Source organism: Parendozoicomonas sp. Alg238-R29, from assembly GCF_947331445.1.
Lineage (GTDB): Bacteria > Pseudomonadota > Gammaproteobacteria > Pseudomonadales > Endozoicomonadaceae > Sansalvadorimonas.
In genome coordinates, this window is sequence record NZ_CAMZOG010000015.1 from 1 (window position 1) to 20589 (window position 20589).

The window sequence follows — 20589 nt, forward strand, 5'->3', positions numbered from 1 at the left end:
CGGAAAACCATCTTACACTTTTCTCCAGTTTTTCTTTCCACGGTATTGACACACCCACAGCCTCCCCATAGAATTCGCACCACATTTCGGCAACAGCAAAACGCTTTGCACGAAGGGGCCTTAGCTCAGCTGGGAGAGCGCAACACTGGCAGTGTTGAGGTCAGCGGTTCGATCCCGCTAGGCTCCACCATCTTCTTTATGAAGACTCTTTTCGAAGAGATTGTGTCCCGTTCGTCTAGTGGCCTAGGACACTGCCCTTTCACGGCAGTAACAGGGGTTCGAGTCCCCTACGGGATGCCATATTCTTTTATAGAATATTGCGGGAATAGCTCAGCTGGTAGAGCACAACCTTGCCAAGGTTGGGGTCGCGAGTTCGAATCTCGTTTCCCGCTCCAAATTGCTCGTTAAGAGCCAAAAGCCCAAATCGAAAGATTTGGGCTTTTTTATTACTTATTCATAAATCTTCCTGCCTAAATCTGATACAACACCCCGGTTGCCGACAACAGCAATGCTCACTAGTGTTTAGAGAGAACCTGTGAAGCGGCTGGCAGCCGGAGCATGACAAAACCCCTGTTCCTGAAAAGCTTAAAGTACACACTACTCCTACTTTGGATATGTAGTAACACCCTTTGGGCTCATCACCAGCCTGACACTCTGCCAATTAATGCTGAAGAGCGCAGGCTACTCACCACCTCATCCCAATACTCCCCAAGCAATGCGCATGATGAGAAAAAACCTACCCAGACGCTCGCTTCTGTTTTAGCTTCAGCCCCTTCTTTTAAGGAACTGAAAACACTTGTACTAGAGTCAGGCCTTACACTGTGGAGTGTAAACACAGATCATCAAAATCTATATCGAGCCAGGCTGGCAGGTCGTATCCACATCAAACAGCAAAAAGCCAACTTTTCCCTATCCACCGAACAACGCCGGGAACTACTGACTCTTTATGAATTGAGTTCTCGAGGAATGCTAAGCGCCTCATTTCTCAATGCAGGCAGTATTAACCTTTTGATAATCGGGTTAGATCCATCCACCTTTGATATGGGCAATAGAAGGCGTCAGCAGCCCACTTCACTTGTACTGAACCTTGATGAACACCACTGGCAGGGCAACGGAAAAAACATTCATAGTCAGGCTGTTTTAGTACCGAACCGTTTTCGGGATTTTGACGATGGCCTGGTAGAAGGCCTGCTCAATCCCTTTTTTCAGAACAAAAACCTTCAAGCCATTGTCATTCTAACCACTGGCAACCAAAAGCAGCTTATTTTCCAGCGCTATGCGGGGCGTAACCGAAGCACTCCCATTCCAGATAACAACAACACCATGACCAGTGCCAAACCCTATCGCCCTTCCCCTCCACGTTTTCAAGGAAAAAGTCTGAAAGGCCCGGAATTTCTTGCCAGCTCACAGCCAGACTCTTCATTTTTTAGAGTCAAGCTGCCATGGTCGGTTATCGACAACCGTACCATTTCAACGCTAACAGGAACGAAAACTATCGAGGATGTGGAAGAAGTGTTTGAAGAGGTATCAGTCACGGGCTCCAGTGGTGGCTACCTGCCCAATGAACTCACTTACAGAGCCTTATTGTTAAAGCAACAATTAAACAGCCCTGTAAAAGTGTTTCACCTGCAACTCCCCCAATTCAATAACCAGAAAGAAAACCTGACCAACAATGTTTTTCAGTTGGAACAGATATTGAGTGCGCTAATTTCGCCCTCAGTATCTGGATCCGTTAGCGACTAATAACCAGCAAAGCCAGTGCTATAAAAACAAAGGCACTGATTCGATCAACCCAATGGCTGTTCTTTTGCAGCCAACCCAAAAATCCGGTGCTGCCAATACCCAAGGCAACCAGTCCATACCAAAGAATATCGATACCGCTGGCAGTCATGGCCATAATCAGTTGATCACTAAAAGTGAGATTGTCAGCGACAAACTGGCTAAACAAGGCTAGAAAGAAAATCGCTAGTTTAGGATTCAGAAAAGCGACCAGGAACCCACCACCAAAGCCGACAAAACGCCCCTCTTCCTTCTTGGCACTCGCGCTTTCGTCGGGGCTGGCACGCAGAATTTTGAACGCCATATAAAGCAGGAACCCAGCACCAGCATACTGGATCAGGTTAAATAGCCAGGGAGTATTGGTTATAATCACCCCCAACCCCATGGATGTTATTAAGGCGTAGAGCGCCACACCCAGACCATGACCAACAGCCGTAACAACGCCACCACGGCGCCCCGTCTGCACAATATTATTAATAATCAACGCCAGGCTTGGCCCGGGGCTTATAGCCCCTAATGTGCAAACGGCCGCCAGAGGAATCCAGTGAGTGAAAGTCATCATTTACCCTACTATCCAGAAATCATAGGGTGATACTATCTTCAGCAAACCATTCCACAAAACGATAACTAGTCATACAAAGAAGTCTTTTTACTCATACTCAAAGTCGCAGACTTATCAAAACTGTCTTTAAGGAAAGACAAAGCCAGTCGTCTAAACCAGTGGTGGGCAAGGTCATCACTAAAAAGCTGATGCCAAAACAGGTGGTAATGCTGGCTGGGCGTTTCAATGATGGTCGACACCAGATCAATAGGTTGCTCACTAAAGCTACTCACCAGCGAAGGTTCCCACAACCGAAACTCCAGACTAGTCTGCGGAGCCTGGCTGGCCACCTCTGCCGCAATATCAGAAAAAAGGTATTGCACCACATAATCCGAAGAGGCCATAACAAACTTCCGCGAACAGGAAAGCGGATCAAACTGCCGGGGCTGATAAAGAGCCTCCAACACAGGTAACTGATTAAAGTTACGACGCATCCATTTTCACCAGAAATCTCTTTTTAACGCTTACCAGTAGAACATGACGGTCGGCCAAGAAAAAAAGCAAAACGGCGGGCAAGGCTATGGCGATTGTTCGCAAAGATTCGATAACCCAAATCCGCAATGCTCCGTAGCAAAGGCCATCGCAAAGGCGCTATCCAGCTGCCAAGGTTCACTGCCTCCCAAGCTGCCAAGGTGGCATCCACACCGGTCACCATACGACCATCGCCCAAGCGGGCATGAATTAACCGATCCAGCGCTTCCGGATCCATCTCAGGATATTCCTCTGAAAAGCCTCCCCGGCTGATATCAATCATATGCAGCCGCTGATCTTTATCTTTTTTATAAAGCCAGTTGATCTCTTTCATGCAGATGGGGCAACTGCCATCATAAAATAATGTCACTGGAAAACTGATATCCCTGCGTTTTAAAACCATAATCCGCCCTCCCTACGTCCATGCTCTCACTATAACCGTGCCAGCAGGATCTGACGAATCTCCTCTTTGGTAAGAGACAAGCGATTGTTTGTTATCGCTTATGGTTGCCACATCACAACACCCCTGTTCGGTTAATCCAAGTGAAGACAATCCGGGAATACTGAACGTCTCCCGCCAGTGCAACAACAGATCAATCAAAACACATCCTCCGGGCGCATCAAACTGAGGATAAAGCCGACGCACCAAGTCTCCCACCCGCCTTAACTTTTCCATTGCCAACACATCTTCAGGTAAACGTTCATAAATGGTTTGAAATACACGACACACAAGCATCATAGCGCAGATGTTTTCTGAACCCTTCAGAGCCAAACTGCATTCTTAGTCGCTAGGCGTTAGAAGGGCTTGTGAGAATCGTAGTTATTCTACATTGAACAAGCCTGACGCAGCGGATGGCGGCTTTCAGCACCACCCGAAGGGCATTGCCGAGCTCGATGCTTAATTGAGAACGCCCCCCCTAAGGGAAATAGCGAAAATCTGTGAGCACTTTCGTAGAAAAAACACCTTTAACAAAAAGTGTGAAGAGCATCCCCGAATCAGTCGGGATTTTTCGTTCTAATAGCGTGCAACACACCTGCTGGAATTCTGTGATGCCTCAACCTACCAAACAGTTGCACTTTTATGGCTTAGCCCTTGCCTCAGTGATTATCGGTGCCGCATTAACGCGACTGTTGCTTATAATTTAATGAGCCAAGAGCATCGTAAGGTCATATAGTCGGTTTATAGCTCTCATCTCGTCAGGCTCATCAGTGTTTTTGTGATTAAACCAAACCGCATCAACACCAGCCTGCAGAGCCCTGATTCCATCATTCTCAAGAGAATCGCCCACTATTAATATCTGACGTTTATCACCACCCAGGCGCAAGACAACGGTTTCATAGTAACCATCATCCACTTTCTTACAGCCAACATTCCCCTGACAGAAAACATTATCAATAAATTCTGCCAACCCACCCCGCTCGAGAGCCTGCCAGATTTCACGTTCACTGGAATCGGCAGCGTTAGTTGCCAGACTGCAGGTGTAATTCTTTGATAGGCTCTCCAGTAAATCCCTCGCTCCTTCTACAACTCGGATTTCCGGCCATAGATACATTGGCCCTGTACAACCGGGAATATCCTCCATCAAGGTATCCCCCCAATCAAAGACTATATTGCTGTAGTTATTCATAGCATTCTTATTGTTGGGTAAGAGAGCGGTTATATCGCTGACACCAGCCTAAAGCAACGCCATCGAATACACATTGTGAAAACACCAAGGATTTACCTGTTCTATGGCTTATCCCGTATCAACCTCTTCCTTCCATACACCCACCTTATTCCTCAAGAGCAAGCCTGTTAGAGGAGAGTGAGCGTGGAACAAAACGAACGATGGGCTCATGTTTCACAACACTCGGCCATTACATTTTCAAGGGTTCTTATCAAATTGCGAAAGAGTAAAGAATTGCCCCGGCCCGCAGAAGCGGCAGAAGCCATCAAAGCTCGAAATGACCACGGAGCAACTAAAACAGACTGCCCTGTTCATCAATCAGCACATCAAAGTCCAAGCCAACAAAGGGCAAAACCCCTTCTGCAACAGGCTTTAGTTGCCGTTCAACATAGTGATCGTAATCAATAGCACTGTGATGATGTTCAACTGCTTCCGGTCCGGTCACTGTTATCAGATAACTGATCCAGCCTTTATGCTGATAGCGCAGAGATTTACCAAGTTTTTTATTCTGCTCATCCGCTTGCCGGGCTGCTCGCACCTGAGGAGGGATATTTTTTACATATTCGTGGAGATGCCGGCGCAGCCGCTTCCGATAAACCAACTGATCATCCAACTCTCCGGCACGGGTTCTGGCGACATAATCTTTGACCACAGCCTCCGGGGACTCTCTGGCAAAAACCTTTTCGAACAATTCTGTCTGGAAAGATTTGGCCAAAGCCGTCCAGTCTGAACGCACGGTTTCCAAACCCTTGAAAACAAGTTCTTCGCCTTTGTCCGTTCGTTTCAATCCGGCATAACGCTTTTTACTGCCCGTCTCCGATCCTCGAATGGTTGGCATCAGAAAGCGGCTATAAAGAGTTTCGTATTCCAGCTCCAGATAACAATCCAGATCAAACTCTTCCCTAAGCTGAGACTGCCAGCGCCGGTTTATCTCATCCTCTAGCTCTCTGCCAATAGTGTCAGCCTGTTCTGCCGTTACGTCACTTCCCAGCAAAACAAATGTGGAATCGGTATCCCCATAAATGACCTTATGATCTCGCTCTTCAATCCACCGAGCCGTCTGCTGCATGATTTCGTGACCACGCATGGTAATTGAGCTTGCCAAACGAGTGTCGTAGAAACGGCAACCACCCGAGCCCAACACACCATAAAACGAATTCATAATAATTTTCAGGGCTTGAGAACGAGCTGCATCCTTCTCTCGCTTTGCTTCATCCCGCTGACTCCACAGCGAAGCAATAATGTCTGGCAGGAAATATTGATCCCGGGAGAACATACCACCACGAAACCCAGGAATAGCCTTTTGCGGTTCCAGAAGACCTTTCACTAGCCCCAAGGGATCAATCTTGAAAGTACGAATAATCGACGGGTACAGGCTTTTAAAATCCAACACCAGAACATTATCATAAAGCCCCGGCACGGAATCCATCACATAACCGCCAGGGCTGGCCAATCCACCGCCTTCTGGCAGATTAGGCGCGATATAACCGGCGCGGTGCAACCGGGGAAGATAAAGGTTGGTGAAAGCCGCAACCGAACCGCCCTGCCTATCCAGCTCCAGTCCGGTCAAATGGCTGCGCAAGCGCAGATAATCCAGTAGCCGACAATGCTCGAAAATATCATGAACCAAACGGCAGTCTTCGAGGTTATAGCGCGCCAGTTTCTGTTTGTTATTTTCAAAGTCATGGGTAATGGCAGCCATACGGTTATCAACATCCTCCGTATCTTTCCCACGCCCCAGCAACGCCTGACTGACAAACTCCAGACTGTAACTTTCAAAGTGCAGGGTCATGGCTTTTAAACTGTCGATACCATCAATCACCATGCGCCCGGGAATAGAAATAAAACCCTGGCCTTCCTCTCCCCGACGATCCCGCCAGCTGGCTATACGCTGCCTGTTACCAGCACCTCTCCCTAATGCGAGCTTGATTCCGTGAATCTCCGCCCGTTTAATTAACAGTCGAAAGTCAAAATTAATAACATTCCAGCCAATAATAATGTCTGGATTCCAGAGTTCAATCATGGGAACCAGCGCCTCCAAAAGAGCCAGCTCATTATCAATCCAGGTTATATTCCGGGAATCTGCCTCTGGTTGGCCGATCATCAAAACCTGTTCCTGATGAGAACTTTCCGGACCATGGCCATAGAGGCCAATAGAGTACAATTCACCTTTGGCAGAACATTCAATATCGAGGGAAACCACACGAAAACCAGGAACAAAATCTGCTGGTCGAACTTTCACATTCCGGTATTCGGTATACCCTTCAAACTCAGTTGCCTGTCCGGTGAATTCCATTCCGCCGTTCACAAAACGCTCCATTAAATAGCGGTCTTGCAGGCGGAAATCATTTTCGTATACAGGAATAGCACCACCCTGCAAGGCCTTACGTGCCTGCCAGGCTAAATCAAGAGTGAGGAAATAAAATGCGGTAACCGGTTTATGGCTGAAGGTTTTCAGCTCCAGAGGTCGGCTGCGGAAATGAATACCGGCTTTCACCAGTAAACGATCACACAACTCCTGATTCTCGCTGACAACAAAGAAAATCGGCTGTTCACCTTCAATCACCAACCGAGCGGGCCCCTGAGGAGTGACAACCCACAACACAATCTCAGTATGGCGGCTGCGATCATGACTGGAACGGGTGAGTAAAAAACCAGTATGGATTGTGCTCACAAAGCCTCGTAGTGAATTGTTGGCATGGCGATACTCCATCCTAACATGTAAGAACTACTGTCACCCCTGTCATAACTCATCACAGTTCTCTTTCTTTTAAGGTCTAAAAGCAGCTCAGGCCAACGGGGAAAATAGTGTGCAAACAGGCAGTACGGAGCAGGCAGTGGTAAGGCCCATTCCACAGGCCACTAAAGCCAGACGATCACCGATAAGAGTGGACTACCACGACCCAGAAGACACTCGCTTTCGGTGGGCGGCAAGCCTGCGCCCGAAAACCTGTGGTAAGAAACCAGGAGACAGAAAGCTGGATCAATGGCTGATCGGTGTGATTGCCGATTACTCCCCTCCCAAAACCAGCCCCAAAAATTTCTGCATTATAGGCTCCAGAATTTTGCAACGGATTCTTGGAACCCGTTATTGTGACGATATTGAAGACGGGCAATCCATCTACCAAACGAATGACATAGATCTTTGGGCCAGAAGTATATCGGACCAAACAAGTCTGATCGATTCCCTGGTAAAGCACATTGAACAAAACCCCGGATTGCGTACCAAGGTCACCTACCTTGATAACTTCCAACATGGTATTAAACAGCGCTCGATAAAAATTTGTCGCGTTGAAGCCAATGGTCGAGTGACACCCCTGAGCAGCATTGATATTTCCGCCCCTCTGCACAGTGACAAGCCAAATCCTAGAATCGAGGCTGCTGACAGTCTAATCAGTCGTTATATCGATAAGGCTGACCATCAACCAATGATCAGCAGAAACACTCCCGACGGGCCGACAACGCTATCGCATCCCACCACATTGAACGATACGGTTTATCTCGCAGCACTCAACGAAGCGTTAAGTGACCCCTCCTGCGATCCTGTCATCTACGAGAAACTGCAAGACACTGTCCGCCTCCTTATTTATATGGAAGTGACACGACGCCTGACTAGTGAGAATGTAGACGATTTTTGCTACCAGCTGATCGAGCTGGTCTGCGAACATCTTCCTGAACAGCATGCCAGCTTAAAAAAACTTCTCCCATATATACTCGGCAACAACGTGAACCATCTCAGTCCACGTTTTTTTGAGCCCGTTAAACAACCCAAAGCTAAAGAAACGGCACCGGTTGCAAAAACCTACGTGCGCCGAGCAAGAAGCCACGCCATTGCTATTGTTACACCAGAGCAGGCTCAAAAAAAATCTAAAGAATCAGAAAAGCCTGAAGACTTACAGAAAGCTGTTGTGGTTCCGGTCAAGCCAGAACCTGTCAATATTTCTGAAACCGTTGAGAGTACCAAAGCCTGGATTACACCGAACCTACAGATGCCAGACATCCAAGACGGTGCTGAAACACTTCAAAAAGAAAGCACTCCGACTCAATCTACTGATGACACGGTCACCCCACAATCACCAGAAGACCCGGTAGAGGATGAGCCCAAGCATACAGAACCCTCTCCAGCACAAACTTACGCATCTTCATTAATTGCTGGAACCAGCCCATTACAACCTGACCCACAGGTAAAGGAAAAGCCTACATGTATGCATGACCAACCCAGAACCCTACCTGTACGGAATAAAGGAAAATGGGAAAAAAAGCGCAACTCTACCGCGATTAGCCGAAATTCAAGAAGAGAAAAATCATACAGGGATACAAAACCCAGACACGCGCCCCCTCCGCAGTCTTATATATCTGTAGAGCAACTGTCTAGAGATGACATCACCAGGATTCATTCCCGGCTCGAAGAAGAGAACAACTATGAAAAGCGCATACAGATTATGTTCAGTGAAGGGGTCAACCCTGACGAAATACTGAGAAAATCCCAAACCAATCCCTCTCTGGAAGTACTTGCGGCTCTATTGATAAAGCCACAACTTGAACCGCCTTCCCCAAAACCTCAGCCTCTTCCGGAGATGAAACTTCCGGAGATGAAAGCTGCGCCAAAAACAACAAGCCCTGAGATAAGCGTGGCTGAAGCAATCATAGACTCAGACGCCATGCCCATCACTTCAGAGAGCACGCTAAGTTGCTATGAACTGCCGGAAGATGAACCACCACTCACAGAAGAAACAAAATTTGAGAAGGCTTACAGATGTGTCAAAGAGGGTCTGCCGGGTGCCACCTCTACTCCCATTGGAAATTGGGTTCCAGGAGAGGAAGCCATAACAGAGTATCTTGTTACCGGAAAACTACCGGATATCTCCGCCAACCCAAGCCCATGCCTAACCGAAGCTGTTCGTCTAAAGGGTCTGCTTCCAGTACTTATCACACATACTCATGCTGGTTCATTCGCCTGGAATGGCACTCCAGTTCTGGAATTGAGGGAGGGTTCCACCCAGAAGCAGCAGGTACTTGAACAACTGGATGAGGTAGGAATGGCTGCCTGCCCTTATACAGATTATCTAAAGGGTGTGATGCTGACCCAGACTTCAGGCATTTGTGATAATGGTATTCAGGCACTACTGAATGCTGCCAGCGCAGGAGTTACAGGGGCGGCTATAGAATTGCTTCGCTTAAGCTTCCAGAAACACTGCCCCCTTCCGGCCAGTGTTGCCTTGAGATTACTCAAGAATTGTGTAGAAAGACCCTCAAACCGCCAGTACAAACTACGCTTCCAAAGTAGCTCCTATCGTCCACCATTCAGTGGAGCCGACAGAATCATTGCTACCATTGAGCAGCAGCTTGGCGGCGAAGAAATAACCAATGAACATTGGCGTGAACTTGGCGAAAAGCTGAACGCACTTTCCCATTTTCTTCCGGATGAACGTGAACGATGCATGCTGGTGGCAGCCTGCGCAATGAACTTCAGCGGAGACTTTGCGGAAGCTATGGAATACAAAAAAAACATTGGTAAAAAAGTACTGGCATCCCTGCACAGAGCTCACGCTCTGGACTGGTTTATCCAAAGTCTGCCAATGACGCTGTCACATGCTCAGGATAAACAACCAAAAACCTCTTCAGGAATCATCCTGAGCCCTGAAGATATCACTCTGCCCGACACACTAAAAACCTGCCCTGCTGCAGAAGCGTTATACCAGATACTGCTGCGAAATAGTGAAGGCCTGGATACAAGCATTGTCAGGATGTGTGATCCTGCACAAAGTTACGGGAGCTGGCCAACATGGCTGCCTCTCTGCCTGCCCGGCCACACAGGCCTTGGCTGGATGAAAAATAAAGACGCGTTAAAAAACTACTGGAAGCACCTTTTAAAATTACAGAGAGTGCGGCGTACTCCCAAACCAGCAGCGTCTACCGAACTGTCAAAGCCCGAAGCAGCAAAGCCAAAGATAACAGGGGCAGCCGATATTGCTTCACAAACAGCGTCTCACACTGCTGGTTTTTTAAGCTCACCAGCTCCATCGCCATTAAATGCAAAACGTCTACGGGAAGAGATAGACCGAGATGACCCAAGCAGTGCTGCCGGAGTACCCAGAGATTATGATAACCTTGATAGGCTGTTACTGGACAGCCTGGCAGTTAAAGTTTGCCCACCAGATGGTCTACCACAAAGCCCTTTAGTAAACCAATCTCCGGCCAATGCTGTTACTCAAGGGTGTGAGTTAACAGCAGAGGCACTGACACTGATCGGTGCCCAACTTTCGGATCGAAGCCCAGATACTAGTGACTTTCACAACATCCCTCCAGAAAAGTGCGCACAGGCTATCACACTTTTAAAACAGGCTATTGATCAGTTTGGTAACCCTTACGCATGCTGGGCCTATAGCCGCCTGATAAGGCCAAATCTTATTGCCCGACTGGCCACAGAACAGGGAGAGAAGGACTGGTACGAATATTATCTGGCCCCTATGATGTTCGCAGCCACCATGGGTGTTAACGGTGCAGCTGAAGACCTGATGGCAGAATTACTGGCAGGGAGAGCTGATGCCCTGATGATTGCCATTGTGAGCATGATTACCTGCCGTCAACTCAAGGCCAAACAGTTCTCCCTGAAACTGAACTTCCCGGCCATTTGCAAGAGTGAATTCCTCGACCATATCACCAACTACGATGGCAACGGAACCAACAACGATTGGTGCGCATATCTCCTTAAGGGTTTAACCAGCATTTATGAGGACGCTACTGCAAGCCCAGATACCTGCCATATGTTGCGGGATATTTGGATATATGCTCTTTTACACAAAACATGCCCTACAGCTGATAAATCCATACAGAAACTTGGCATACCAAGGGCGTTGGACGATCTCAAAATTCCAGACGGGTTACAGATCTGTATTGCGACATCTCTAAACTACTTTGGCCCAGCAACCAAGAGCTATTACGAAAGAATATTAGTGAGTTTTCTTTCACCTCCTGCCAGAGCACTAGCCGATCTTTGGGTAACACCAGAGAGTAAGAGAACAACAAATATCGCTTCACTGACCAGTGATGACAGTGTAAAGCTCTTAACTTACCTGCAGTGGCAGCCAGGCATTGATAATGCTGTCAACGCCAGTCAGCAATTGAAAGCGAACATATCCAGGAAAAATACTTATGTGCGAGACAACATCATTCCCAATGAACGCTTAATGCGATTGGTGCAATGCACTCTGGCCTCAGATCTTCGGCAAAGTTTGCCAGAATGCAGAGACCCCTTTATAAGGGATATTCAGCCTTGGCCGGCCATATACCAGTTTCTCAAGCCAGATGCAGAAATCACTTTACTTACACCATCCTCTGATCTTGAATCGCAGTTTCACGAGTTAGAACGAGTTGACGATGAGTTATTAAAGGGGTTAACCGGAGAGAAACCAGACCCGTTCAATGTTTCGTCCTTGAAAGATGCCCTTTATCATTATTGTGATTCCATCTGTGATGACACCATTATACTTGAAGAAATTAACCCGCAACTTGCCAGCAAACTTCTTGTTCGTTTAACAAAACTCCAGAAACATAAGCCCCAAAATCCATACCTGCCCCTAAATCCATACCAGCCCCTAAATCCATACCTGCCACTGATAAAAGGGCTATGTATAGAAATCAAACATAAAGAAGATGCGGGCAGTCATGGGATCGCCTACGCAGGAGCAGAGCTGGTAAATGCAGCAATGCATGGTTGTGATGATGCCGCCCGCCATCTTGCCAGGCTTGCCCTTCGTTTTGATTCTCCGATATCTATGGAGCGGGTTCTGGACGTGTTTTTAATCCAGTATCAACGGGCTCGACGACATAAGCTGAGATTCTTATTCCCTCCCTGGAATCTCTATACACACGAAATAAACAATATCATCAATACTCTGGACCGTACGTGCCTAGGTGCAAAGTCCCCTAAAAAGCCTCTGCGGGTGATGATAAAGAGTGAACTCATACCCAAGCTTATGAGTTTAGTGGAATCCACGAGTGGCTCTGAAGCAAGCAGTAAGCTGAGTTTGCTGATCAGTACGTGTCACCAGATTATTGGAGAAAATCAAGTCCATCGCCTGTACTCTTCAAGGAAATTGTCCGGTGTCAGTGCCTCAACAATGCATCAATGGGTACACCACCTGAAACTAACCTATAAAGACACGGATGAAGACTATAAGCGAGCCTTGGCTCAAATTGTCCAGTTGGATGAAAAGCTGTCTCAACTAAAAATTCCCTACCGAACAGTTCCTTATTTTGTTGATAATCCAGCACCTGACGAAAAGCAATGGCAACGGTTTATTGATTGGTACGGACAGATAGATAACTGGTACCAGCTACCTGCCATGATGGGGCAGATGGAATTAAAAGAATGGCAAGAAGGGGACTGCGCTCAACAATTTCAATGTCTTCTCCCAAAAGAAGGGGATGCTGTTTGTCATGGGCCTGGCCCGGAAAGAACATCTGCACACTACCGGAATTCCTTATATTTACTGATCACCAACTGCCTTTTGGAAGGAAACTTTTTAAGGCTGCCGTACCCTGCAGATGATGCACAACTGGCCATGGCAAAGTATTGGTATGACCAGCTCAGAATTGATTTGGGAGATTTTGGGTGTTCAAAGGAAGCCACCAGCCAACCGCCCAAAGAACCTGGCTCTGCGAGCTCTGGTAAAACAAAGAAGAAAAGTAAAAAGAAAACCCATTCTGTTGGTGACAGCTCATCTGGAAGATCTACTCTTCCCGAAAAGCCAGAAGACTCACCTGCTGAGGAGACAGCGCTTTAAACGATGCCCTTGATAACCCACAATACATATTCCATTGATAACATAGAATATCTTCACACCTTCACTGATAATCAAAACATCACACAGACAGGATTATGAGCCAGATGCTCCCTTCCGCTTTACACGACAATCTCAATCAATGGTTTGGTTACAGCAGCTTTCGTGAAGGTCAGGAACAAGTTATTCAAACCATTATTGATGGCCGTTCCGCAGCTGCAATTTTCCCAACAGGGTCGGGAAAATCCCTTTGCTATCAAATGGCAGCCCTGAACCTGCCCCACCTGACTCTGGTTATTTCCCCATTACTCGCTTTAATGCAGGATCAGTTGGATTTTCTTAACAGCCACAACATTCCTGCTACCAGCATTGATTCCACACGCAGTGGCGACGAAACCCGACAGATTATGCAAGATGTTCGAAACGGAACGATCAAAATCCTGATGGTTTCAGTAGAACGTTTAAAGAATGAACGTTTTCGCCAGTTTATCAGTAATATTCCCGTTTCTTTGCTGGTTGTTGATGAAGCTCACTGCATCTCAGAATGGGGACATAACTTTCGTCCGGATTATTTAAAGCTTCCCGATTACCAGAAAGAGTTTCGCATTCCCCAAACCCTTTTACTGACCGCTACGGCCACTCCAAAAGTAATGGCAGACATGCAGCAAAAGTTTGCTATCAGCCATGATGACATAGTGGCAACAGGCTTTTACCGTCCGAACCTGGATCTATCGGTCGCTTCCGTTGACCAAAATAGTCGGGATCAAACTCTTTTGGAGTGGCTGATGCCCCACCAGTATGAAGCCTCTATCGTTTATGTGACCCAACAGAAAACAGCTGATTCTCTGGCAGCCTTTCTAAGAGATAACGGCATCAATGCTGTCGCTTATCACGCAGGCCTGCAAAACGAAGAGCGGGATAACATTCAGCAAGCATTTATGAATAATCGCTACAAATGCATTGTTGCTACCATTGCTTTTGGCATGGGCATTGATAAAAGCGATATTCGTGCCGTTGTTCATTACGACTTGCCCAAATCTACTGAGAACTACAGTCAGGAGATTGGCCGTGCCGGGCGAGATGGCCTTCCCTCTCGCTGCCTGGTTTTGGGAAATCGGGACAACCTGAATGTGCTGGAAAACTTTGTTTATGGCGATACTCCCACAGCTAACAGTATCAAACTGGTTTTACAGCAGATTCGTGATGCTGGCAGTCAGTGGGAAGTGATGATGAATCGGCTGTCATCATCAACAAATATACGACTGCTGCCATTGAAAACCCTGCTGGTGTATTTAGAGATACAGGGGGTGATTCGTCCACTTTACAGTTACTTTGCCGAATACCGGCTGCAGTATGTCATTCAGCCCGACCAGCTGTCTGAACACTTTCAGGGAGAAAGGCGACAATTTGTTGAAGCGTTACTCAATAGTGTCCGCATGGCCCGCACCTGGGGCACACTGGATATCGACAGTTTCTGTCAAAATTATAACTCACTGGGTGGGCAAGCCGACCGCAGCCGGGTGATTAAGGCACTGGATTACTTCCAGGAACACAATTGGATTGTACTGGAAAGCAGGCAGATGACTGAGGTATATCAGGTTATCGGCAATCACTTTGTGCTGAATGAATTAACCGACACCCTTCACCAACTGTTCAAGAAAAAAGAGCAGAGCGAAATTCAGCGCATCCATGAGATGGTGGCTTTATTTGAAAGTGAAGAGTGTCTGACCAGTCAGCTGGCTCAGTGGTTTGGTGATCACAACGCGCCATCACAATGTGGACACTGTTCAGCCTGCCGCCAGGTCGCAGTCGTTTTCCCCACTCCGCCTTTAAACCCACCAGCAGACTCCGTGAATGTTCAACAGTTACTGCAAGCTTATACGGACAAACTCAACACAGTTTGGGAGCAACAACCGGAACCTGAAACACTGGCCCGGTTTCTTTGCGGGATTCCCGAGCCGGTTTTACAGAAGGTTCGTGGGCGTTCGCTTCCGGGTTTTGGAACTTTAACCCAATGGCCTTATCAAAGAGTTATGAAAGCTATCTGTAATTAAAATAAATTTAGGTTTTATCAACTATTTACACACTCAGTACGGTCTATCATCCTTGAACTCAGGATTTATCACTTAACATCTGGAGAATGTCGTATGTTCAAGGCGCTGGTACTGGAGCAACAAGACAAGAAAACCCTGTCCTCAGTTAAGCAGCTGGAAGTTGACGACTTGCCGGAAGGCGATGTTCTGGTAGATGTTGAGTACTCTTCCCTGAATTACAAGGATGGTCTTGCCGTTACCGGTAAAGGCAAGATCATTCGTAACTTCCCAATGGTTCCCGGTATTGATTTCGCTGGCACTATTGCCCATTCCGATAACACCTCTTTTGATAAGGGTGACAAGGTTATCCTGACGGGTTGGGGCGTGGGTGAAAACCACTGGGGCGGCATGGCTGGCATGGCTCGTGTAAAAGCCAGCCAGCTGGTGAATATGCCTGTAGGACTGGACAGCAAAAAAGCCATGGCTATTGGTACTGCCGGCCTGACCGCCATGTTGTGTGTTATGGCTCTGGAAAATGCCGGTGTAAAACCTGAAAGCGGTGAAATCCTGGTGACTGGTGCCAGCGGTGGTGTGGGCAGTGTTTCTGTTACTTTGCTGTCCCAATTGGGTTACAACGTTACTGCCGTTTCCGGCCGTGAAGAAAACACACCTTTACTGCAAGAACTGGGTGCCAGTCGTGTTCTGCCTCGCAGCCAGTTTACTGAGAAAGGCCGTCCACTGGATAAGCAGTTCTGGGCTGGTGCGATAGACACTGTTGGAAGCCAGATGCTGGCTAATGTTCTTTCCCAGGTAAACTACGGTGGCGCTGTAGCAGCCTGTGGCCTGGCCGGTGGTTTTGACCTGCCCACAACCGTAATGCCATTTATTCTTCGTGGCGTAAACCTGCTGGGTGTTGACTCTGTTTACTGTCCACTGGAACGTCGTATGACAGCCTGGAACCGTCTGGTTGAACGGCTGCCAGAATCTTTCTTCCAGCGTGCCTGCAAAGAAGTTACCCTGGAAGATGTTGCCGAACAGGCTGAGGCCATCACCAATGGTCAGGTGACGGGGCGTGTCCTGGTAAAACTGTGATCTAACACAACACATTTTCCTCTACAGCATCGCCAACCGGTGGTGCTGTTACTGCTTCCTTCATCCTTAAGCTGTTCTCTGCCAGCTTTGAAATCTGGTCTGGGTTTTCAAACATACTGACACACTCACGACACAGTGTGACCTGGCTGGCTAAACACTCATCACGATCAACGGTGGTCTGCAAAACCGGATCATCCCGCAATGGCTAATGATCCTTCAGATATTCATAGCCGAGGGCCAGCGCAGAAATACGCTGCCCCAGAAGTGGTTCGGTTTTATGGCGGCAGCGTGGAAAACGAGCGATGGGAGGATTGCAATCTGTCATGGGCGATTTGGTCGTTATGTTTGGCGTAAGTCACTGAACAATAACAAAAAACCATCTCGCCCTTCTTATTTTGGTAAAATATTCGGGCTAAGCCATTTCAAAAAATACAGCGATCAATCTTCGTTAACAGCACCAATCTTGTGAATCGACAGGTCAGCGCCCTCAAACTCTTCCTCTTCAGAAAGGCGTAGGCCAAAGACAGCTTTGATAATGCCATAAACCACATAACCACCAATACCAGCGATAGCCACACCGGCAACGGTTCCTACAAGCTGAGACATAAAGGACACCTCGCCAAGGCCACCCAGTGCCTGCAGGCCAAAGATACCAGCCGCAATACCACCCCAGGCACCGCAAAGACCGTGCAGCGGCCATACACCAAGAACATCATCAATCTTCCACTTGTTCTGAGTGGTAGTGAATGCCCAGACGAACAACGCACCCGCAACGAGACCAATGACCAGCGCACCAATCGGATGCACAATATCGGAGCCAGCACAGATAGCCACCAACCCAGCCAGCGGTCCGTTATGAATAAAGCCAGGGTCATTACGACCAACCACCAGCGCAGCCAGGGTTCCGCCAACCATGGCCATAAGGGAGTTAACGGCAACCAGACCACTGATACTGTCGACTGTTTGCGCAGACATCACGTTAAAGCCAAACCATCCCACAGTCAGAATCCATGAACCCAGAGCCAGGAAAGGAATATTGGACGGAGCAAAAGCAACAACTTTGCCATTACGATAGCGCCCCTGACGTTGCCCCAGTAACAATACAGCCCCCAGCGCTATCCAGCCGCCAACCGCATGAACAACAATAGAACCGGCGAAATCACGGAAAGGCAGGCCAAACTGTTCTTCCAGAAAAGCCTGGAAGCCAAAGTTACCATTCCACACCATGCCTTCAAACAAAGGATAAAGGAAAGCAACAATCAAAAAGGTCGCCAGAAGTTGAGGGTAAAACTTCGCCCGTTCAGCAATACCACCAGAGACAATAGCTGGAATCGCTGCGGCAAAGGTCAGCAGGAAGAAGAACTTCACCAGTTCATAACCCTGCCCGGTAACCAGCTCCTCAGCACCAGAATAAAAACTCACGCCGTAAGAAATCTGGTAACCAATAAAAAAGTAGGCCAGCGTGGAAACCCCAAAATCACTGATGATTTTGGAAAGTGCGTTGACCTGGTTTTTCAGGCGCACCGTGCCCACTTCAAGAAATGCAAAGCCCGCATGCATTGCCAGAACCATAATGGCTCCCAGCAATATGAAAAGTGTATTCGTCCCTTGTAAAAGGGATTCTACAGCGCTGTTCATGTGTTCCATAAATCTGCCTACTGCCTACTGGTTGTTATTACTGCTTCATTGCACCAAAGGGGTGCTTTCTTGTTCTTGTTCGCACCCCTAAGGGTCACCGCGACATGAAATTCAGGAACTGCTATCTCTTACAGGAAAACAGTGTCCACTCCAAAACCTGCCTTAAACCCTCTTAAACCGCTCTATTTCAGGCACTCTGGCTCCCCCTCAGGGCAAACCACTATCGACACACCTGCACCATGAAAGAACGCTTTAAAAATAAGGCACTAGTAAAAAGCAATTTTCATACCCAAATATGCCCACCATTTGTGCGGGTATAAATTTACTCTGGCGGTCTTGCTTTACCCACTCCATAATCCTGCAGCTAAATTCGTTACCAATAAGTTCACTATTTATGCGTTTGGATCGTTATATCAGTGAGTGCACCGAGCTCAGCCGTGCCAATGCCAAAAAGGCTTTGCACCGGGGAGATATCACCTGCGATGGCGTTGTGGTAAAGAATTCCGGTTTTAAAGTGGATAAAGACTGCGAAGTGCACCTGTCAGGAGAGCGGCTGTACCATGTCAGTAGCCGCTATATCATGCTCAACAAACCGGCTGACACCGTATGTTCCAATGTTGGCGAAGCCGGCTACCCTTCTGTTTTAACGCTGCTTGACCTACCCAAAGCGGAGACTCTGCAAATAGCGGGCAGGCTGGATGCTGATACCACTGGCCTCACCCTGATAACCAATGACGGGCAATGGGGACACCGTATCACTTCACCACGAAAAGCTTGCAACAAACGCTACCGTGTCTGGCTGGCTGAACCTCTGGTAGAGACCGCGGAAGCAGAACTCGCTGAAGGTATACAGCTGAAAACCGAAACCAAGCCTGTTCTGCCTGCCAAACTAGAACGTATTTCTGATACCGAGGTTCTGCTGACTATCACCGAAGGCAAATACCATCAGGTAAAAAGAATGTTTGCTGCGTTGGGCAATCGAGTCACAGCCCTGCACAGGGAGCAGGTTGGAGATATTAAGCTGGATGAAATACTGAAACCTGGAGAGTGGCGGGAGTTAACCCCCGAAGAAATAGGTAGCGTTTAAAATCTACAGGGCTGCCTCCGCCACCTTTAGCAAACCCAGTGTTCGGTGAATACCTGCAGGCGTGAGCTCCTGATCACTGCCTTCACCCTTGCTGGTCATATCTGCTATTTGAGTGACTTCATCCTGAAAGGCTTGCGCTATTTCCGGTAAAAGCTGAGAAACAAATTCGCTGACCATAGGCGGCCCGGCCAGTGCTGCCTGTTGAGCCATGGGGCTTGATTCTTCGAGTTCCTTTGGATACCACTCCATGGTGAGATTGATAGCCGCCAAGGCTTTGGCCAATTGGGAATCTGGCGATTGCAGCCCTTGCTGTAATCGCTTCCTTTGATCATCTGTTAGCCTTTCTACAGCTCGAGCAATAAAGGGACCCACTAGCTCTGAAATCTCCCCGGTTCCCAACCGCTCATTTGGCTTAATAGCCGCCGCCAAGGCATAAGCATCACGAACAAGGCAGTAACAACCCAGCACTAAAGCATCACCGTTGTTCTCTGCCATGGCATTCAGGTAAGACTGAGCACTTTTATTAAAGTGCGCTTCTGCTGGTTTCTCTGGACTCATCATGTACTGATTCAAGGCCGGGCGCGCAAGTTCAACCCAGGGCATTGGTCTTGAATGGAGCGTAGGCAAAGGCAGTCTTTCCATATCTGGGGGGGGGGGTGATAATGTGCGTTTGTATATTGCGCGAAATATCAGTGCATTAACGGCACTTTCTCTCCCTTCTACCAAATCATTGGCTACCGATTGAACCCGCAAATCAAAGATGGGGCCTGCAGAATGTTTTCGGGCTGTTTTAACCAGCCCCGCACACAACATATCCCCTACATGAAAAACACTGTGAATATGTCGATTGTCAGCATCAAACATGCAGTGAGCCTTTAACACCCCCATCAGATAAGATATTTCCGTACTCGGCCTCACCAAGGCCTTGAGCATTAGCTTTCTTTCCTTTTTTGAAGCCCTTGCGTAGACATTATCAATAACTTTACTGAGTAAACTCTTCAGCTGCTCTTTTGATACATCCTTGCCTTCACCGCATGCGCTTACAGAGTGGAGCACCCTATTCAGCGTATCAATAGTCAGAGAGAGATCTCTGCCAGACATAGCAGCCGTAAACTGTTCCACATCAGTAGTGAGTCTCTGGAGCTGCTCTGGGCTTGGCGAAAAGGTATTCAACCCAACAGGTTGATTGCTCATAAAGGTTTGCAGTTCATGCTCTTGAACAACAGCAACAGAACGCTGCCCCAACAACTTATCTGCCCAACTCTTTGGAAGAATCTTTTCTGCAAGTCGCGATAGAATACTAGCCTTATCTGCTCGCCCTTTTGATTGACGGGACTCAACAGCACTAAGAAAGCTGGCTTTAATTCTGACTAATAACTGGGGAATTCTCATGATTAATATTCCTGAAACCTGTCAGAAATATCGGCGGCCTGCG

14 protein-coding genes and 3 tRNA genes are annotated in these 20589 nt (G+C 47.8%); 8 read left to right on the plus strand and 9 right to left on the minus strand.

The window, feature by feature from the left end:
* The first annotated feature begins 114 nt into the window (after positions 1-114).
* The 4 genes from QMA35_RS05735 to QMA35_RS05750 all read left to right on the plus strand — a co-directional run bounded on the left by QMA35_RS05735 (position 115) and on the right by QMA35_RS05750 (position 1743).
* Positions 115-190, plus strand: a tRNA-Ala gene (locus QMA35_RS05735).
* A 34-nt stretch (positions 191-224) separates the two neighbouring features.
* Positions 225-300 (plus strand) — tRNA-Glu (locus QMA35_RS05740).
* Positions 301-319: 19 nt separating this feature from the next.
* A tRNA-Gly gene (locus QMA35_RS05745) sits at positions 320-395 on the plus strand.
* 163 nt (positions 396-558) lie between these two features.
* Positions 559-1743, plus strand: coding sequence for a hypothetical protein (locus QMA35_RS05750; RefSeq protein WP_281646181.1), 1185 nt, complete (start codon positions 559-561; stop codon positions 1741-1743).
* Here QMA35_RS05750 and QMA35_RS05755 read toward each other — a convergent pair.
* The 6 genes from QMA35_RS05755 to QMA35_RS05780 form a co-directional block, all read right to left on the minus strand.
* The gene (locus QMA35_RS05755; protein ID WP_281646182.1) at positions 1733-2341 is read right to left on the minus strand and encodes a LysE family translocator; all 609 of its coding nucleotides are present in this window, start codon (positions 2339-2341) and stop codon (positions 1733-1735) included. The genes QMA35_RS05750 and QMA35_RS05755 overlap by 11 nt on opposite strands.
* 65 nt (positions 2342-2406) lie before the next feature.
* Complete coding sequence (locus QMA35_RS05760; RefSeq protein ID WP_281646183.1) at positions 2407-2814, minus strand: hypothetical protein; 408 nt, start codon at positions 2812-2814, stop codon at positions 2407-2409.
* 23 nt (positions 2815-2837) lie between these two features.
* Positions 2838-3254 carry a DUF393 domain-containing protein gene (locus QMA35_RS05765; RefSeq protein WP_281646184.1) on the minus strand — a complete coding sequence of 139 codons (417 nt, stop codon included), beginning with the start codon at positions 3252-3254 and terminating at the stop codon, positions 2838-2840.
* 12 nt (positions 3255-3266) lie between these two features.
* Positions 3267-3623, minus strand: a complete 357-nt coding sequence (locus QMA35_RS05770) for a hypothetical protein (protein WP_281646185.1) — start codon at positions 3621-3623, stop codon at positions 3267-3269.
* A gap of 370 nt (positions 3624-3993) precedes the next feature.
* Positions 3994-4479, minus strand: a complete 486-nt coding sequence (locus QMA35_RS05775; protein ID WP_281646186.1) for an HAD family hydrolase — start codon at positions 4477-4479, stop codon at positions 3994-3996.
* Positions 4480-4810: 331 nt separating this feature from the next.
* Positions 4811-7192, minus strand: a complete 2382-nt coding sequence (locus QMA35_RS05780) for a DNA polymerase II (protein WP_281646187.1) — start codon at positions 7190-7192, stop codon at positions 4811-4813.
* 163 nt (positions 7193-7355) lie between these two features.
* On the opposite strand from QMA35_RS05780, the gene QMA35_RS05785 reads away from it, so the two are divergent.
* The 3 genes from QMA35_RS05785 to QMA35_RS05795 all read left to right on the plus strand — a co-directional run bounded on the left by QMA35_RS05785 (position 7356) and on the right by QMA35_RS05795 (position 16429).
* Positions 7356-13307, plus strand: a complete 5952-nt coding sequence (locus QMA35_RS05785; protein ID WP_281646188.1) for a hypothetical protein — start codon at positions 7356-7358, stop codon at positions 13305-13307.
* Between the two features lie 95 nt (positions 13308-13402).
* Complete coding sequence (locus tag QMA35_RS05790) at positions 13403-15358, plus strand: ATP-dependent DNA helicase RecQ (protein WP_281646189.1); 1956 nt, start codon at positions 13403-13405, stop codon at positions 15356-15358.
* A gap of 93 nt (positions 15359-15451) precedes the next feature.
* Positions 15452-16429, plus strand: a complete 978-nt coding sequence (locus QMA35_RS05795; protein WP_281646190.1) for an MDR family oxidoreductase — start codon at positions 15452-15454, stop codon at positions 16427-16429.
* A gap of 1 nt (position 16430) precedes the next feature.
* On the opposite strand, the gene QMA35_RS05800 is transcribed toward QMA35_RS05795, so the two are convergent.
* Positions 16431-16613 (minus strand): hypothetical protein, encoded by a 183-nt coding sequence (locus QMA35_RS05800; RefSeq protein WP_281646191.1) that lies wholly within the window; start codon positions 16611-16613, stop codon positions 16431-16433.
* Between the two features lie 254 nt (positions 16614-16867).
* On the minus strand, positions 16868-18076 hold the full coding sequence (locus QMA35_RS05805; RefSeq protein ID WP_281646192.1) for an ammonium transporter: 1209 nt from the start codon (positions 18074-18076) through the stop codon (positions 16868-16870).
* A gap of 385 nt (positions 18077-18461) precedes the next feature.
* Here QMA35_RS05805 and QMA35_RS05810 point away from each other — a divergent pair, with 385 nt between their 5' ends.
* On the plus strand, positions 18462-19154 hold the full coding sequence (locus QMA35_RS05810; protein WP_281646193.1) for a pseudouridine synthase: 693 nt from the start codon (positions 18462-18464) through the stop codon (positions 19152-19154).
* 3 nt (positions 19155-19157) lie between these two features.
* On the opposite strand, the gene QMA35_RS05815 is transcribed toward QMA35_RS05810, so the two are convergent.
* Complete coding sequence (locus tag QMA35_RS05815; protein ID WP_281646194.1) at positions 19158-20546, minus strand: hypothetical protein; 1389 nt, start codon at positions 20544-20546, stop codon at positions 19158-19160.
* Between the last annotated feature and the right edge of the window lie 43 nt (positions 20547-20589).

What these genes read in the sequence shown, in the direction of transcription:
- QMA35_RS05750 (WP_281646181.1), top strand. Translation starts at nt 559, where the DNA reads ATGACAAAACCCCTGTTCCTGAAAAGCTTAAAGTACACACTACTCCTA.
- QMA35_RS05755 (WP_281646182.1), bottom strand. Translation starts at nt 2,341, where the DNA reads ATGATGACTTTCACTCACTGGATTCCTCTGGCGGCCGTTTGCACATTA.
- QMA35_RS05760 (WP_281646183.1), bottom strand. Translation starts at nt 2,814, where the DNA reads ATGCGTCGTAACTTTAATCAGTTACCTGTGTTGGAGGCTCTTTATCAG.
- QMA35_RS05765 (WP_281646184.1), bottom strand. Translation starts at nt 3,254, where the DNA reads ATGGTTTTAAAACGCAGGGATATCAGTTTTCCAGTGACATTATTTTAT.
- QMA35_RS05775 (WP_281646186.1), bottom strand. Translation starts at nt 4,479, where the DNA reads ATGAATAACTACAGCAATATAGTCTTTGATTGGGGGGATACCTTGATG.
- QMA35_RS05790 (WP_281646189.1), top strand. Translation starts at nt 13,403, where the DNA reads ATGAGCCAGATGCTCCCTTCCGCTTTACACGACAATCTCAATCAATGG.
- QMA35_RS05795 (WP_281646190.1), top strand. Translation starts at nt 15,452, where the DNA reads ATGTTCAAGGCGCTGGTACTGGAGCAACAAGACAAGAAAACCCTGTCC.
- QMA35_RS05805 (WP_281646192.1), bottom strand. Translation starts at nt 18,076, where the DNA reads ATGGAACACATGAACAGCGCTGTAGAATCCCTTTTACAAGGGACGAAT.
- QMA35_RS05810 (WP_281646193.1), top strand. Translation starts at nt 18,462, where the DNA reads ATGCGTTTGGATCGTTATATCAGTGAGTGCACCGAGCTCAGCCGTGCC.
- QMA35_RS05815 (WP_281646194.1), bottom strand. Translation starts at nt 20,546, where the DNA reads ATGAGAATTCCCCAGTTATTAGTCAGAATTAAAGCCAGCTTTCTTAGT.